At 39.3% G+C, this 16365-nt stretch carries 20 protein-coding genes and 1 other RNA gene; 10 read left to right on the top strand and 11 right to left on the bottom strand.

What is annotated here, in order from left to right:
• Positions 1-4 precede the first annotated feature (4 nt).
• From rnhB to NYR63_RS00645, 6 genes are all read left to right on the top strand, one after another.
• On the top strand, positions 5-598 hold the full coding sequence (gene rnhB / locus NYR63_RS00670; RefSeq protein ID WP_279457697.1) for a ribonuclease HII: 594 nt from the start codon (positions 5-7) through the stop codon (positions 596-598).
• Positions 599-1453, top strand: coding sequence for a metal ABC transporter permease (locus tag NYR63_RS00665; RefSeq protein ID WP_279457696.1), 855 nt, complete (start codon positions 599-601; stop codon positions 1451-1453).
• On the top strand, positions 1446-2276 hold the full coding sequence (locus NYR63_RS00660; protein WP_279457695.1) for a metal ABC transporter permease: 831 nt from the start codon (positions 1446-1448) through the stop codon (positions 2274-2276). The genes NYR63_RS00665 and NYR63_RS00660 overlap by 8 nt, the downstream gene beginning before the upstream one ends.
• 71 nt (positions 2277-2347) lie before the next feature.
• Positions 2348-2713 (top strand): purine nucleoside phosphoramidase, encoded by a 366-nt coding sequence (gene hinT / locus NYR63_RS00655; protein ID WP_115586527.1) that lies wholly within the window; start codon positions 2348-2350, stop codon positions 2711-2713.
• 1 nt (position 2714) lies between these two features.
• Positions 2715-3089 (top strand): YcfL family protein, encoded by a 375-nt coding sequence (locus NYR63_RS00650; protein ID WP_279457694.1) that lies wholly within the window; start codon positions 2715-2717, stop codon positions 3087-3089.
• Positions 3086-3838: a phosphotransferase family protein gene (locus NYR63_RS00645; RefSeq protein ID WP_279457693.1), complete on the top strand. Its 753-nt coding sequence runs from the start codon at positions 3086-3088 to the stop codon at positions 3836-3838. Before NYR63_RS00650 ends, NYR63_RS00645 begins: the two co-directional genes overlap by 4 nt.
• Before the next feature lie 3 nt (positions 3839-3841).
• On the opposite strand, the gene NYR63_RS00640 is transcribed toward NYR63_RS00645, so the two are convergent.
• From NYR63_RS00640 to proQ, 5 genes are all read right to left on the bottom strand, one after another.
• Positions 3842-4471: an MBL fold metallo-hydrolase gene (locus NYR63_RS00640; protein ID WP_279457692.1), complete on the bottom strand. Its 630-nt coding sequence runs from the start codon at positions 4469-4471 to the stop codon at positions 3842-3844.
• Between the two features lie 17 nt (positions 4472-4488).
• Positions 4489-5043 carry a YcbK family protein gene (locus NYR63_RS00635; RefSeq protein ID WP_279457691.1) on the bottom strand — a complete coding sequence of 185 codons (555 nt, stop codon included), beginning with the start codon at positions 5041-5043 and terminating at the stop codon, positions 4489-4491.
• Positions 5044-5214: 171 nt separating this feature from the next.
• A complete protein-coding gene (locus tag NYR63_RS00630; RefSeq protein WP_279457690.1) occupies positions 5215-6789 on the bottom strand; it encodes a L,D-transpeptidase family protein in 1575 nt (524 codons plus the stop codon).
• Between the two features lie 95 nt (positions 6790-6884).
• Positions 6885-8897 carry a carboxy terminal-processing peptidase gene (gene prc / locus NYR63_RS00625; RefSeq protein WP_279457689.1) on the bottom strand — a complete coding sequence of 671 codons (2013 nt, stop codon included), beginning with the start codon at positions 8895-8897 and terminating at the stop codon, positions 6885-6887.
• A 92-nt stretch (positions 8898-8989) separates the two neighbouring features.
• Positions 8990-9538, bottom strand: a complete 549-nt coding sequence (gene proQ, locus NYR63_RS00620) for an RNA chaperone ProQ (RefSeq protein WP_279457688.1) — start codon at positions 9536-9538, stop codon at positions 8990-8992.
• Between the two features lie 366 nt (positions 9539-9904).
• Between proQ and cspE the strand changes: the two genes are divergently transcribed.
• On the top strand, positions 9905-10114 hold the full coding sequence (gene cspE, locus NYR63_RS00615; RefSeq protein WP_115586521.1) for a transcription antiterminator/RNA stability regulator CspE: 210 nt from the start codon (positions 9905-9907) through the stop codon (positions 10112-10114).
• Between the two features lie 63 nt (positions 10115-10177).
• Here cspE and bioB read toward each other — a convergent pair whose 3' ends face one another.
• On the bottom strand, positions 10178-11188 hold the full coding sequence (bioB, locus tag NYR63_RS00610) for a biotin synthase BioB (RefSeq protein ID WP_279457687.1): 1011 nt from the start codon (positions 11186-11188) through the stop codon (positions 10178-10180).
• A gap of 93 nt (positions 11189-11281) precedes the next feature.
• Positions 11282-11866, bottom strand: a complete 585-nt coding sequence (locus NYR63_RS00605) for a hypothetical protein (protein WP_279457686.1) — start codon at positions 11864-11866, stop codon at positions 11282-11284.
• Positions 11867-11953: 87 nt separating this feature from the next.
• Between NYR63_RS00605 and NYR63_RS00600 the strand changes: the two genes are divergently transcribed.
• Positions 11954-12805, top strand: coding sequence for a thymidylate synthase (locus NYR63_RS00600; protein ID WP_279457685.1), 852 nt, complete (start codon positions 11954-11956; stop codon positions 12803-12805).
• Between the two features lie 53 nt (positions 12806-12858).
• On the opposite strand, the gene NYR63_RS00595 is transcribed toward NYR63_RS00600, so the two are convergent.
• The 4 genes from NYR63_RS00595 to NYR63_RS00580 all read right to left on the bottom strand — a co-directional run bounded on the left by NYR63_RS00595 (position 12859) and on the right by NYR63_RS00580 (position 15693).
• Positions 12859-13131, bottom strand: a complete 273-nt coding sequence (locus tag NYR63_RS00595; protein ID WP_005595795.1) for an HU family DNA-binding protein — start codon at positions 13129-13131, stop codon at positions 12859-12861.
• A gap of 135 nt (positions 13132-13266) precedes the next feature.
• Positions 13267-13857 carry a YjaG family protein gene (locus tag NYR63_RS00590; protein WP_279457684.1) on the bottom strand — a complete coding sequence of 197 codons (591 nt, stop codon included), beginning with the start codon at positions 13855-13857 and terminating at the stop codon, positions 13267-13269.
• Positions 13858-13970: 113 nt separating this feature from the next.
• A complete protein-coding gene (hemE, locus tag NYR63_RS00585) occupies positions 13971-15035 on the bottom strand; it encodes a uroporphyrinogen decarboxylase (RefSeq protein ID WP_279457683.1) in 1065 nt (354 codons plus the stop codon).
• Positions 15036-15141: 106 nt separating this feature from the next.
• On the bottom strand, positions 15142-15693 hold the full coding sequence (locus NYR63_RS00580; protein WP_279457681.1) for a UPF0149 family protein: 552 nt from the start codon (positions 15691-15693) through the stop codon (positions 15142-15144).
• A 77-nt stretch (positions 15694-15770) separates the two neighbouring features.
• Here NYR63_RS00580 and NYR63_RS00575 point away from each other — a divergent pair, with 77 nt between their 5' ends.
• Together NYR63_RS00575 and ssrS are read left to right on the top strand one after the other, a co-directional pair.
• Positions 15771-16091: a cell division protein ZapA gene (locus NYR63_RS00575; protein WP_279457680.1), complete on the top strand. Its 321-nt coding sequence runs from the start codon at positions 15771-15773 to the stop codon at positions 16089-16091.
• Positions 16092-16159: 68 nt separating this feature from the next.
• A non-coding RNA gene (gene ssrS / locus NYR63_RS00570) (6S RNA) lies at positions 16160-16341 on the top strand.
• The last annotated feature ends 24 nt before the right edge of the window (positions 16342-16365 follow it).

Here is a 16365-nt window from a genome sequence, read left to right as displayed (position 1 = left end):
AGCAATGAGCACAAATTTCATTTATCCTAATGCCCACTTGATCGCAGGTGTGGACGAAGTCGGTAGAGGCCCGTTAGTGGGTGCAGTGGTAACCGCTGCCGTTATTTTAGATCCGAATAATCCGATTGAAGGTTTAGCCGATTCTAAAAAACTTTCGGAGAAGAAGCGTTTGCTTTTAGCGGAGGAAATTAAAGCAAAAGCGATTTGTTGGTCTTTAGGACGAGCCGAACCGGAAGAAATCGATCAATTGAATATTTTACACGCAACGATGCTCGCCATGCAGCGAGCGGTTGCCGGATTAAATATTCAGCCCGATTTCGTGTTGGTGGACGGCAATCGTATTCCAACTTTACCGATGCCGGCACAAGCGGTCATAAAAGGAGACAGTTTAGTTGCTGAAATCAGCGCAGCTTCCATTTTAGCCAAAGTTGCCCGAGATAAAGAAATGGATGAATTAGATGAGCAATATCCGGAATACGGGTTTGCAAAGCATAAAGGCTATCCGACTAAACTACATTTTGAAAAACTGGCGCAATTCGGGGCAACCCCTTTTCACCGAAAGAGCTTCGCCCCAGTGAAGAAAATCTTAGGTTTATAAATGTTAGAACTACTACTCGAACCATTCCAATATAACTATATGCAAAAAGCGATTTTTGTCAGTATGGGGGTTGGTGTGGTTTGTGCTTTTCTCTCTGCCTTTTTAATGTTAAAAGGCTGGTCTTTAATTGGTGACGCACTTTCTCATGCCGTAGTGCCGGGCGTTGCTATCGCTTATGCGTTAAAACTTCCTTATGCCTTCGGTGCATTTTTTTCCGGTATTCTTGCTGCTCTTTCTATTTTATGGGTGAAAAGTATTACTCGAATAAAAGAAGATGCGGTTATCGGCTTCATTTTTACCACATTCTTTGCACTAGGCATGTTTATTGTATCGTTAAACCCCACCTCAGTTGATGTGAATGCGATTGTAATGGGTAACATTCTCGGTATTGCGGATGAAGACTTATGGCAAGTTGCGATTATTATCGGATTATCGTTACTAGCTCTGATTTTATTTTGGAAAGATTTACTGCTCACTTTTTTTGATGAACATCACGCCTTATCCGTAGGACTTTCTCCTCTACGCTACAAAATATTATTCTTTACCTTATTAAGTGCTTGTGTCGTAGTCGCATTACAAACGGTTGGTGCAATCTTAGTGATTGCAATGGTAGTTACTCCGGGCGCGACCGCATATTTACTAACGGACAGATTCCCTCGTTTAGTGATTATTGCTATTCTTATCGGCAGCCTCAGCAGCGGAATCGGTGCTTATCTCAGTTACTTTTTAAATGGTGCGACCGGCGGTGTGATTGTTTGCTTACAGACTTTTATCTTTTTACTGGCTTTTTGCTTTGCACCCAAATACGGTTTAATCAGTCAAAAACGTAAGCGTTTGGAGGCGATCAATGAATGAGTTAGTGCTATGGTTCGTTGAACCTTTTGAATTTGAATTTATGCAAACCGCTCTTTTTACAGCCGTGTTGGTCGCTTCTGTTTGTGCGGTACTGTCCTGTTATTTGATTTTAAAAGGTTGGTCGTTAATGGGCGATGCGATTTCGCACGCAGTATTACCGGGGGTGGTAATATCCAGTCTGCTAGGATTTCCTTTAGCTGCCGGCGCATTTGTTTCAGGGCTGTTTTGTGCGGTTTCTGTCGGTTATCTCAAAGAAAACTCCCGTTTAAAAGAAGATACTATTATGGGGATTATGTTCTCCGGCTTATTTGCACTCGGTATCGTGTTATTTACCGCTTTACCGACCGACCAACATCTTACTCACTTATTATTCGGTAATTTGCTCGGTGTGACCCAAACCGAATTAATTCAAACCGTTCTTATTTGTACAGCAACTTTTGCTATTATTATCTTGAAACGTAAAGATTTTTTACTTTACTGTTTTGATAGCAGCCACGCTAAAGTTATCGGTTTACCGGTTAAACTGTTGCATTACGGCTTACTTGCGCTCTTAGCATTAACCATCATCAGTGCAATGCAGGTTGTCGGTGTGATCTTAGTCGTTGCAATGCTAATTGCCCCGGGAATTACCGCCTACCAATTATCAAACCGATTCGACTATATGTTAGCAATAGCGATGACGATTGCGATAAGTTCATCTGCTTTAGGTACGATCTTGAGTTATCATATTGATGCGGCTACCGGCCCGACAATTATTCTAATTCAATCGATTGTTTTTGTGATTGTGCTAATTAGCAAGCACTTTCAAAAGCGCAAGCGGTAAAATTTTTTGCAAAATTTGCCAAAAAATTAGAGAATTATTATTTCTAAACAACACTCTCATAAGGAATACCTATGTCAAACACCACATTTGAAGAAACGATTTTCAGTAAAATTATTCGCAAAGAAATCCCGGCGGCAATTGTTTATCAAGATGAACTCGTGACTGCATTCCGTGATATTTCCCCGCAAGCACCGACTCACATTCTTATCGTACCGAATAAATTAATCCCGACCGTAAACCATGTCGAAGCGGAAGACGAATTGGCGTTAGGTCGCCTATTTACTGCGGCGGCAAAAATTGCTAAAGAAGAAGGCATTGCTGAAGACGGTTATCGTTTAATTGTGAACTGTAACGTACATGGCGGTCAGGAAGTATTCCATATCCATATGCATTTAGTCGGCGGTGAGCCTTTAGGCAAAATGTTAAACAACAAATAGTATGAAACAGTTAAAATCTTATTGGTCATTGGTAGTTTTTTCGCTTTTTTTAACCGCTTGCGGCAGTAATCCGCAAAGTTATATCAAAGGGAAATCCGCTCCGATTGTAAATGTTGAAGCTCAAATTGCGACACAGATTGAAATTGATGCGAAAAGTGAAAAAGTTTCCGTTACGAATTTAACTGAGTATCCGCTTAACTTATCCTATAAATTGTTTTGGTATGATAATCAAGGCGTTACACAAACCAATAACAATATATCGATGCAACCTTGGTTGAGTTTATGGCTAAATGGTAAACAGTCACAAACACTGTCGCTTGAAAAACCAACCGCTGAAAGCAGCAATTATCGTATCTATTTACGTGGTAACCGATGAATGCACTTGATTGGCTTGAAAGCCAACAACAAGCGGTCGTTTTTTGCAAAAATTTAGCAGGTTTGACCGCTTGCAGCCAACAGATCCAGCTCGTCTCCGGCGAGCGATTTGTTTTACGCCGACAAAATGAACGAGCGACAGCTTTCGGAATTAATTACACTCAAGAAGCACAAATTTTACGCTATCTAACACGCTTAACTTTCACTCCCAAAGTCTATTACTACAATGAAAATTCCGGTTTATTGACTTGGATTGAAGGTAATACAGCTGTCTGTTTCAGTTCATCATTATTAAACAAACTGGCATTGCAGCTTGCCGAATTACATCTTTTTCCAATTGCCGAATCATTGCCAAAGCTCGATCTTGCCGAACGTTGTCAATTTTTATGGCAAAAACTCCCTGTTACAAAACAAACGGCATTGGGATTTCACCCTCCGTTTCAAACGATTCAACCTTTCACATTAGCAATCTGCCACCATGATTTGCATTTAGGTAATTTTATTGAAAAAAATGACCGCTTGTATTTGATTGATTGGGAATATAGTGCCGTGTCGGATCCTGCATTAGAGATTGCGATGCTTTTTAGTGCGAATGCTCAGATACTCAACGAACAACAACAAACTGATTTTCTTCGCTTGTATCTACAAGCAACAAAATTTGATGAGAAAGGTTTTAAACAAAAAATGGCAGAATATCATTCTGCCATTAATCAGTTAAATCAATTATGGTTTGCGATTCTTGAACCATAAACACTATTTTAGGAATGGATTGTGCAGTTTCTCACGTCCGATCGTAGTATGAGGACCATGACCGGCAACAACAATAAAATCATCATCCAAGTCAAACATTTTGGTACGAATCGTATCGAGTAACACATCTAAACTGCCTAGATAAAGATCGGTACGTCCGATACTGTCTTTAAATAATACATCACCGCTAAAAGCGATTTTATTCTCAAAATCAAAGAAACCGATATGCCCCGGCGCATGTCCCGGTAAGTGGCGAATACTAAAACGTAATGCTCCGACCTCTACCTCATCGTCCTCGTTTAGCCAATGATCCGGTAAAAATGCTTTAATCGGCGGGAGACCGAACATTTCACACATTTGCGGCAGCTGTTCAAATAACGGTTTATCATCAATATGGGAACCATATACTTCCACACCAAAATGATCCCGTACTTTTTCAACCGCCATAATATGATCTAAATGACCATGGGTGAGTAATAACTTTTGTACGTTTAGATTTTGTGATTCAACAAACTGAATAATTTTATCCGCATCATCACCCGCATCAATAATGGCGGCATTTTTATTATCGTCCCAAATAATGCTACAATTTTGCTGAAACGCACTTACCGGGATAATTTGTAAATTAAACATAAAATTCGACCGCTTACCTAACCGCGCCAAGTACGAACAGGACCGGTATCTACATGAATAAAATTACTGCGAGGATAATATCCTACCCCGCCATTATTCAGGCTTTCGGCTACCGCTCTTACTTTTGCTAACGGCACGCCCGAGATTCTAAAATCAACCGCCTGTCCGCGGATATGATAGCTGTTACTCGCCACACCGCGTTGTGTTCTATGCATTCTTGCATTTGTCTGTGCCGAACGATAACCGCTTAACACTAAAATTTCCGCATTACGAAAACCTAGATGTTGTTGGATTTGATTTAATTTAACGAATAACATCGGGTCAATTCGCTTAACTTGATTCGTATGGCGATCACGCATTAAGTAATTTAACTGCCCTAAATCGTCACTGGAAAGCAAACCATTACTAAATTTTGCCGCATAAGTATCACCCGTATTAATATTACGGAAACGTAAAGCTAACGGAGTAGGAGTAGAAAACATCGCCATGGCTTTACTCGGCAATAAACTTGCTCCTAAAACAAGACCGCCGAGTGATAACCACTTACGACGTTGAACATTAATTTGATTCATCGCTATTCCTCATTCTTCACGAGTAATGATTGATAGTAAATGATTTATAACAAATTATTTACTATCAACCATAAATAAAGGCTTATTAATTAATAAGCCCATTAGGTTTAATCTAAAAAAGAAAGTTCCGAGAAGCAAGTAAAACTTCTCGGAAATTTTTATATTTGTGAATTAGATCACACTTTTTAGTTTATTCCAATTCACCGCATTTTTCGGAATCGCTACATCGAATTTATAAATATCCGGTAAGGTATAAACTTTACCGTTTTCTACCCAAGAGGTCACATAATATAAATAAACCGGATTATCCGAACGAATATTTGCTGAAGTCGTTTTCTGACTGTCTAACACTTTTTGCTTTTTATCTGCACTCCAGCCCGCTTCTTTTAATAAAATACTTGCCAGATCATCGGAACGTTCCACACGTACACAGCCGGAGCTTAACGCACGATCCGTTTTACCGAATAAGCCGCGGTTCGGCGTATCATGTAGATAAATCGCATCCGAACTCGGCATATTAAATTTAAAACGACCTAATGCGCTATCATCTCCCGCTTTCTGACGAATACGGTAAGGTAGATTTTTACTATTCACATATTGCGCCCAATTCACGCTGCGAGGGTTAATTTTATTACCGCTACCGTCAAAAATTTCATAACCGGCCGAATCCGCGAATCCCGGATTTTTCGCCAATTTCGGAACAATATCTTTGGTTAAAATTGTCGGTGGAATATTCCAAGGCGGATTCACTACCACGTTACTTAACTTACTATACATCACCGGCGTACGGCGATCATCACGACCGACAATAACTTTTGATTGTAATGCAAGCTGACCGTCACGGAAGTAATAAAGCTGATAACTAGGAATATTTACGAAAATACCGTTATTAAAGCTTGGAATAATACGTAATCTTTGCGCATTTAAGGCTAACTTATAAAAAGCGTCGTTACTACCTGCCTCTACCGTAGGTTGTTCCGCGCTACCGGCCTTAGGTTTCTTAGCCGGTTTAGCTTTCTTAGCCGCAGTACTCATAAACAATACGCGTTGCGCCGTTTCTTGATAAATATGATTACGAGGCACTAAATTTGCAACAAACTGACCCGAATCACCGTTTTTAGTCGATTCTACCCATTGACTGATTTGCTCTAAGCTAGGTGCTTTAGGAATATAGCTACCTAGGTTATATAGCCATTGGTTAGCATTTTTATACACATTTTTATTGTAATAAAGATAATCTAAAAAACCATCGGTTAATAATATATCTCGTCCCAAGCCTTCCGGATGATTTAAAATTTGTTGCAATGCTTTTGCCGATTTAGCAGATACGCCGCTAGCGGCAAATAATGCATATTCCTTAAGGAATTGCTTCTCCGCATACTTATCACTCCACATCATTGCATAATCATTATCTAAATAAATTTTAGCAACAGATTTACTTAGTAATAACTGATTATCTCCGACCGTCTGCTTTACTCTCGCTACCGCTTCTTGCAATTTACGTTCTTCTTCCAAACGTATTTGCTCTTGTTCAAACACATAATCGGCACGTTTGGCAAGCTCGGCCGCTCTAGCTTGCTGAGCGCTAAAGCTTAACTGAGGTAAAATAGCATCTGACGCCGTATGCTTAATTGCTGTATTTTCTGCCGTTGAAACAGTGTGAAGATTAGTTGCATTAGTTTCGGCTAAAACGACACTTGAAAGCATTACTAATGGCAGTAATTTGAAGGTTTTCGCCTTACTCATATAAAAATCCTTGCTCCGAGATTATAAAATATCAATAAAAGCAAACCGCTTAACTTTCATTAAGCGGCAGCTAATTTAATATATTATAAGCTATTTTATGGCTTCTTATCAATTTCTAACCAATCAACCATCATTTTTTCAGCTTCTTTCAAGAAGAAATCAGGTGCTTCATAGTCTTTTGGTAAGGCATCAATATTCTTAATCGCTTTTTTCCCTTCTCTTGCAAAACGTGCATTCAGGTCTTTTAAACGTTTCGCTTCGTCGGCACGATCTTCTTTCAAACGCTCTTCCAAATTCAGTGAGGAATACTTACGAGCATCTCTTTCTTTACGAATTGCAATATCTTCATTCAAAGTAATAAACTCAGGTTCTTTTGCAATACGCTCTTCATGTTTTGCAGTCAGTGCGGCAACCGCATCTCTCGCATGTCCGGCTTCTTGATAGTTTGCCGCAGGAATTTTATCCCAAGGCAAGGCATTATCTTCAAAGCTTTCCCCGGTTTTCTCCGCATTGATAATTTCAGGGAACTTAATATCCGCCTCAACCCCTTTTAACTGGGTACTACCACCGTCAATACGATAGAATTTTTGAATCGTGTATTGAATAAAGCCCAACGGCTCTTGATCCAAATCATATACAAAATTCAATGAACGGCTTTGTTGTACCGTACCTTTACCGAAAGTTTGTTGCCCAACGATAATTGCTCGGTTGTAATCTTGCATTGCCGCCGCAAAAATTTCGGATGCTGACGCACTATGCCGATTAATCATCACCATAATTTTACCGTCGTAAAGCGATTTATCCGCTTCCGGATCCTCATGTACTTTAATTCGGTTAAACGCATCTCTTACCTGAACTACCGGACCGTCTTTAATAAATAAACCGGTCAATTCAACCACTTCAGTCAGAGAACCACCGCCGTTTTCACGTAAATCGATAACCAAACCATCTACTTTTTTGGTTTTCATTTCATCTAACAATTTACGAACATCATTGGTTAAACCGATATAGAAGGTTGAAATTTTAATCACGGCAACATTTTTACCATTGATTTTATCAACGGTTAATTTTGCCGCACTGTCTTCTAAACGAACTTTATCTCGGACTAAAGTGATAATTTTCGTTTTTCCGCCTTTTTCCGGTTCAATTTCTAAACGAACTTTCGTACCTTTTTTACCTTTGATCTTATCGACGACATCATCTAAACGCCAACCGATGACATCTTCAATCTCACCATTATCTTGACCGACACCGACGATCTTATCACCGACCACAAGTTTTTTACTGCGAGCGGCCGGTGCGCCCGGCACAAGCGATTTAATCGTTGTTACGTCGTCTTCCATCGCAAGCGTTGCACCGATACCTTCTAAAGACAGATTCATACTTTCTTGGAATGCTTTTGCCGCACGAGGAGAAAGATAACTTGTATGCGGATCGATTTCACGTGCAAACGCATTTAGGTAGGTTTGCAAAACGTCGTCCGCTTTAATTTGCGTCAAACGCTTAATCGCTAAATTATAGCGTTTAATTAACGTTTTCTTAATTTCAGGCCATTTTTTATCTTTTAGATATAAGTTAATAACGTCGTTTTTAACTCTTTGTTCCCATAATTGATTCGCTTCTTCAACCGTTGCCGGGAAATCAGCCTTTTCACGATCATTCTCAATTTGCTCGGAACCTTTCAAATTCGGTTCTTTATCTAATAAAGATAAAGCATATTTATAACGTTCATAACGACGCTTAGTCATTAAATCATAGATTTCAAATGCGGAATCTAACTTGCCTTCATAAAGTTCATCGTCTAATTTAGCCGCATATTTAGCACGCATCTCATCAATATCAGATTGCAAAAAAGTATTATGCGCACCATCTAGCCAATCCATATAGCGGTTAAAAATCTTATTGGCAAACTCATCGTCTAATTTAAACTTATGATAATGAGATTGCGTTAAACGTGCTGTAACACGTTTAGTTGAAAGGCTATGTTGTTCCGTCGGTTTTGGGGTTACTAACACGCTCTCTTGAATTTGTGGTTCTACCGCAAATGCTGTACTTACGACAGTTCCGAGACAAATAGCAATAAGACGGCTAAGTTGATTTATTTTCATAAAAATCCTGATTCATTATAAAGATATGCTCAAGCGGTCAAAAAATATTTTATATTGTAAAACGACAATAAATTAACCGCTAGACCTGCAAATTATTTGTTTCCCTTACCAAATTTGCTTGTTAATGCAGCTAAGCTCTCAGCAGTTGCTTTTACAGAAGCTTCTTTGGAAACTCGAGGAGCTTTTTTAACATGATTTACCGCATTTTTCTTTGTATTCTCTTCTCGAGCCTTTTTCTTAAAAAATTCTTTACGCTGTTCTTTGCGTTGCTCCGCTTTACGTGCCGCATAAGCTTCTTTTGCTACGGCTAAAGTTTGTGCCGCATGTTCTGCCTGTGCTTCATCAACGATACCGGCTTCCTCGCCTTGTAAACCGACACGTTGAATATTTGCTTTACAACAAGCCAAATAACGCCAACTCATCGTATAAGTACGTAATGCCTGACGCAGTAAAGTTTTGCTCACTTTTTCATCGTTAGCAAGTGCTTCCGCTAAATCTTGGAAAAGTCCGACTTTTAGTGGTTTAGCTTCTCCTTCAACACTAAAACAAAGTGGAAACTTCTCCGCTAAATACGTAATTACTTCTTTTACGCTCGGATTAGTTTTGTTGCCATTTTGAATTTTTACTTGTTGTTCTGACATGTTGTTTTTCTCTTTCAATTTAAGTCCAAATAGATGCCGACTCAACACAGAGTCTGAGTTCGTTACTATATTTTATTTACGGATTCCCGTCTATATAAAATCAAGTCATTCCGCTATTTTGTTACATTCATATATATTTCTATGTTCCGATTCCGATAAATAAGTTCAAAAAACATTTGCTTTAATATTTTTTTAGTGTTCTAATCTACTCCGCTTCTCGTAGCGTTATTGAGTACGATTGCTTTATCGATGTTTTCCTTTCTATAAAATCTTTTGATTTTCTGAGAGCTCTTCGCGAATAAATCTCCAATCTCCAAACAAACGTGTAGCAATTCTTTTTATCAAATTTTTTATAAGGAAAATCCTATGTCTAAAGCAACAGGTATCGTTAAATGGTTCAACTCAACTAAAGGTTTCGGCTTCATTACTCCTGATCAAGGCGGTAAAGATATTTTTGTTCACTTCTCTGGTATCGTAGGTTCAAACTTCCGTACTTTAGAAGAAGGTGCAAAAGTCGAGTTTGAAGTACAAGATTCAGATCGCGGTCCTTCAGCAGTAAACGTAAAAGTACTTTAATTTTAAATACTTATATAACGAATCTAAAAGCCAGCAAAATGCTGGCTTTTTTCATTTATCGAATTAGACTTCGTTAGGTTGATATGCTAACGGGTATAAATCCAATTTATCCATTAGTAAGCGGTCAAAATCTTCTTCCGGATTACCTGTCGTTAATAGCTTTTCGCCATAAAAAATTGAGTTTGCACCCGCCATAAAGCACAATGCTTGCATCGCTTCCGGCATTTCGGTTCTACCTGCGGATAAGCGCACATAACTTTTCGGCATCGTAATTCTGGCAACGGCAATCGTTCTAACAAATTCCGTCCAATCCAAATCTTCCGCATTTTCAAGCGGAGTGCCTTCCACTTTAATTAATTGGTTAATCGGTACGCTTTCCGGCTGCGGATCTAAATTAGCTAAACTAGCAATAAGTCCGGCTCGTTCTGGGCGGGTTTCATTCATCCCGACAATTCCGCCACAGCAGACTTTTAATCCAGCATGACGTACTTTACCAAGCGTATCCATACGATCATCGTGATTGCGGGTATGTACGATTTTGCTATAACGTTCCGGATCCGTATCCAAGTTATGATTATAATAATCCAATCCGGCTTCTTTTAAATCTTCCGCCATCCCTTCTTCAAGCAAACCGAAAGTACCGCAAGTTTCTAAACCTAACGATTTTACTGCTCCAATGATTTCGGAAACCACTTTAATATCTTTCGGTTTTGGACCTCGCCAAGCAGCTCCCATACAAAAGCGACTAGCCCCCCTTGCTTTTGCAATCTTCGCTTTTTCAAGAATCTCTTCGACATCCATCATCACTTGCTTCTCAAGTCCGGTATCATAACGAGCGGACTGCGGGCAATATTCGCACTCTTCCGGACAACCGCCCGTTTTGATCGAAAGTAATGTCGATAACTGAATCGCTTGCGGATCAAAATTTTCTCGATGTATTTGTGCCGCTTTAAAAATCAATTCCATAAAAGGCATAGCAAATAATTCTTCAACTTGGCATTTACGCCAATATTGTGCTGTCGGATGCGGGGTAAGTTCACTTTTTGCCTTTAGACGCAAATTATAAGTTGTCATGTTATCTCCTTAGGTAAACGAAGCGGTCATATTTTCTCAAATTATTACAATTTATTGAGAAAAATAGACCGCTTAATCATATATTGTCTTCTGCTATTTGACTGATTTCTGTTTATGAGTCGCTTTTGCTGATTTTTTTCCTTTCGGTTTTGAATTAGCTTCCGATTTATGCTCATCTTCTACCATCGTTTTTACACAAAGATGAAGAATTTGTTCAACCCCATTTTTGATGTACTCATCACCACGGACTTTATTTTTTTGAATATCAAGCATTGCATCATGAATACCTTGCGTCATACTCGGCGTTTGTACGAGATTCCAACAACTCGGATCCAAATGATTAAAATTACCTTGTAAATCCGCCGCATAAAGTACACCGCTATAATAAGCGTAAATATTGTGATCCATTAAGCGATTGAGAATCATGGCACGAATTTGTTCTACCGGCAGATTTACTTTTTTGTTGTACCAATCATCAACACCGTTCATAAATGAATCGATATCGTAACTTTCGTTTACTCGATCAGCGTAAGTTTGTGCGGTTGCGCCATAAGCTATTGCATAGGATTTTTGATCTACTTCCGAGTCATTTAAGCGAGTCCAGCTACTTTTACTCGAACAAGCGGTCAATACCGCTAGGGTTAAGCAGATCAAAATGGGTTTCATCAGTTTTTTCATATCGCACTCCTTATCGCTTTATAAAAATTTATTATCCATTTTACCGAATAAATGGCAAAATTACCTAAATTTTTTTAAGAGGTAATCATGAAACAGTATTTGGATTTATGTCATCGTATCGTAAACGAAGGAAAATGGGTAGAGAATGAACGTACTGGTAAGCGTTGTTTAACCGTTATTAATGCCGATTTAACTTATGATGTCGAGGCGGGAGAGTTTCCGCTGGTCACGACACGCAGAAGCTTTTGGAAAGCCGCTATCGCCGAATTATTAGGCTATATTCGCGGTTATGATAACGCTGCCGATTTCCGTCAATTAGGTACAAAATCATGGGATGCTAACGCCAATCAAAATGCGGCTTGGTTAGCGAATCCGTATCGTAAAGGCGAAGATGATATGGGTTTGGTTTACGGTGCGGTCGGACGTCATTTTCCGAAAGCGGACGGCGGTTCCGTAGATCTACTGCGTCAGATTGTTGATGACTTAAAAAAAGGAGTGGATAATCGCGGTGAGATTTATACTTTTTATCACCCGGGCGTATTCCACATGGGCTGCTTACGTCCATGCTTGTACAGTCATCATTTCTCATTGTTAGACGGTACGCTTTATTTAAACAGTACGCAACGTTCCGCTGATGTACCGCTTGGGCTGAATTGGAATATGATTCAATGTTACACTTTCTTAGCTTTAATGGCGCAGATTACCGGGCATAAAGCCGGTCAAGCATTTCATAAAATCGTAAACGCACATATTTATGAAGATCAATTGGAATTAATGCGTGATGTACAACTTAAGCGAGAAGCATTAAAAGCACCGAAACTTTGGATTAATCCGGAAATCAAATCGCTGGAAGATTTAGAAACATGGGTAACACTTGATGATTTTAGCGTCGAAGGTTATGAATATCATCCTGCAATTCAATATCCCTTTTCCGTATAAACAACAAAAAAGCCTAGAACGATTCTAGGCTTTAAGAAAATCTTATAAAAGAATTATTTTACTAAATCTTTTAATGCTTTACCTGCAACAAACGCCGGAACTTTAGACGCTGCAATTTTAATTTCTTCGCCGGTACGCGGGTTACGACCAGTACGTGCATTACGCTCGTTTACTTTAAAAGTACCGAAGCCGATTAACTGAACGGTGTCGCCATTTTTTAGGCTTTCAGAGATCGCATTTAAAGTCGCTTCTAATGCCGCTTTCGCATCTTTCTTGCTTAACTCTGCACCAGCAGCGATTGCATCGATTAACTCAGTTTTGTTCATGATTGTATCCTCTAAGATTTATTTTAGATTAAATGACGTTACACGTCCGAAATTGTTACGTAAAACGTTTACTAGCTTAATTGAAACTTTCCTTTTCGCAAAGGGGATTCGTGATAAAATTGTTGATAATTTAGTTTATTGGTTAAATTTTAACCCAATATTACTAATTCCGCTAGCGCGAATATCCTCTTTTAGTCCTAAAATGAGTTCGATATCACGTGCTTCGCATTCATTCAGCAAACGATAGATTTGCCACTGCACATCTAATTCGTCCTGAATTTCTTCCGAATTTTTCAATTCTTGCTCGTTCAGTTCTTTTTCATTTTGCATTTCGAGGTAACTCGCCACCGTACCGAGTGAAATCTGGCTGATGCGGACGGCTTGCTCCAAACTGGAACCTGCAATAATGCCGTGCAATAATTCGGATAACGCTTCACACGCTTCTTGAGCGGGCAACACGCCGAAAAAATCATAATCGTTCACATCGGGAATAATTTCTTCTAATTTTTCCAGCTGGTTATCAAAATTAATTTTCGTTCCTTTTATTGTCAAAAATTCCCAAATAAGGTTCAGAATATTTTGAAAAATTTTTGCTTTTTCCGGTTGTTGCGTAACGTCACAAAAAAGCTGGTAGTTCGGATACATTCTTTCACAAAGGCATGTCATAAACGTCAGATGTTGCCAAGACTCAAAACGTTCCATTCGTTTATGAATAGGATTTCTCATTTTTCCCTCTTTTCCTAATACGATTTTTCTAAAACAAGCGGTCGAATTTCGTTAGTTTTTTACAAAAAATTTTGGAAATTTAACCGCCGGTTTAAAGCAAACTTGTGATTAAATTACTTATGGTATTGTTTTGAATACTCGTGCACCGCATCAACAAATACTTTCGGACTTTGTTCAGGTACGTCTTGATGGATACCGTGACCGAGATTGAACACATGACCGGAGCCTTGACCGAAGCCGGCTAAAATTTGTTTTACTTCTTGTTCAATACGTTCCGGCTGTGCATACAACACACTCGGATCCATATTACCTTGTAGCGCGACTTTGTATCCGACACGACGGCGTGCATCCGCAATATCAATCGTCCAGTCTAACCCCACCGCATCACAGCCGGTTTCCGCAATTGCTTCCAACCATAAACCGCCACCTTTGGTAAATAAGGTCACCGGTACTTTTCTACCTTCGTTTTCACGAATTAAACCGTCCACGATTTTGTGCATATAACGTAGCGAGAACGCTTTATATTCGTTATGCGCCAATACACCGCCCCAAGTATCGAAAACCATCACAGCTTGCGCGCCGGCTTTGATTTGTGCATTCAAATATAAGATCACGCTATCGGCTAATTTATCTAATAATGCGTGTAAAATTTGCGGATCGGCATACATCATTTTTTTGATTTTGGTAAACGCCTTGCTTGAACCACCTTCCACCATATAAGTCGCTAATGTCCACGGGCTGCCGGAAAAACCGATTAACGGTACTTCGCCTTTTAATTCACGACGAATAGTACGTACCGCATTCATCACATATTGCAATTCACCCTCAGGATCCGGAATCGGTAGCTTTTCCACCTGTGCTTTAGTTTCAATCGGACGAGCAAATTTAGGACCTTCGCCGGCACCGAAACTTAAACCTAAACCCATTGCATCCGGAATAGTTAAAATATCAGAGAATAAAATCGCCGCATCCAACGCATAACGACGTAACGGCTGTAAAGTCACTTCACACGCAAGATCCGCATTACGACATAAAGACATAAAATCACCGGCTTCTGCTCGCGCCGCTTTATATTCCGGTAGATAACGTCCGGCTTGACGCATCATCCATACCGGTGTCATATCGACAGGCTCACGTAACAGTGCTTTTAAATAGCGATCATTTTTTAATTGGTTCATAGTATTCCTTGTATAATCAATTCAAAACGGAAACAAGCGGTTGAATTTTATAAAAAATTTGCAAAATTTTGCCAGAATATAACCGCTTGTATATAACTCATAAGGATTAATGGAGTTGAGGCTTTTCAGTTGTTTTCACATTCAATGCAAAATGACTATGCAAGAAAAGTGTCAGTACGCGCAAATATTCAACCACTTCCTCTCCCGCCTCTAATAACTCATTATTATCATCATCTTCATTGTAACCTAATTTAGATATTTCTTCTAAATCATCTAAAGCCTCACCGATTTCATCCGTTTCTCGGCTTAATTTCGGTTGCGCAAGCCCTAGGCCTAATAAGAATTGGCTTGTCCAATCGGCAATCGCATCCGCTAAAGCGAAACCATCTTCATTATTCGGAGTCCAAAGCGAAAATAAGGTATTGGCTTCATCAAAACTTTCGGTCAATTGTTGGTAAAAAGCACTTAATTCCGCTAGAGGAGCTTGTGAAAAAGCATGCCCGTCATTTAAAAATTGGTAAGTTAAGGTTTTCCAAGATTCGTCTTGTACCCCACCCGCAATTAATCCGCTTAAAAAGCCGTGTAGCTCTGCGGAGGTTTCCGTGATTTGAAGCTGGGCAATTAATTGATTAAATTCATTTGATTGTGTAATAGCCATAGTTGTCTTATTTGTGATTCTGTTAAAGAATGGCATAATAGCAAAAAATTTATATTACTTGTGAGGATTTCGCGACTATGTCGGCAAATTATATTGAAGTTCAAATTTTTGGGCAGGTACTTCGTTTACATTGTCCACCGGATCAACAAGAAAACTTACTAGCCTCGGCACAACGTTTGGAAGAGCGTGTTACCCTTTTAAAAGATCAATCCGGTATTATCCAGTTGGAAAAAGTATTGGCGATTGTCGCTCTCAACCTCAATTATGAACTTGAACAAGAAAAACAAAAGAATGCCAATAACAAAGCGGTTTTGGAATCTTGTATTCATCAATTAGATAACTCTCTGAGTAAGTTGCTTACCGGCAGTTCCGTTGCGATTAATCAAGAAAGTGTTTAAAAGCTGATCGTTTGAGAATTTTTCTCAATTCAAGACTAGGAAAAAACCTTAATATCCGTTAGTATAAGACTTGCCTGAGGTGTTCGTTGCTAGTTACGTCCCTGAGCCGATAATTTAAAACTTTGAGTTGGACATCTAAATGCCGGTGAGCAAGCTTACCTTGAGTAAGAAGCCTAAAGGCAATTAAGTTCGACTCCCTTGAACCTTCTGGTTCAAGGACCATCACAAGTAACGGCACTTCGGGTTCCTTCTTTTGCATTAAGGTATCCTCAAT

Source organism: Actinobacillus genomosp. 1 (genome assembly GCF_029774175.1).
In the GTDB taxonomy this organism is placed as follows: domain Bacteria; phylum Pseudomonadota; class Gammaproteobacteria; order Enterobacterales; family Pasteurellaceae; genus Actinobacillus.
The sequence above is the reverse complement of the archived record's forward strand: the minus strand, read 5'-3'. Positions and strand labels throughout refer to the sequence as shown.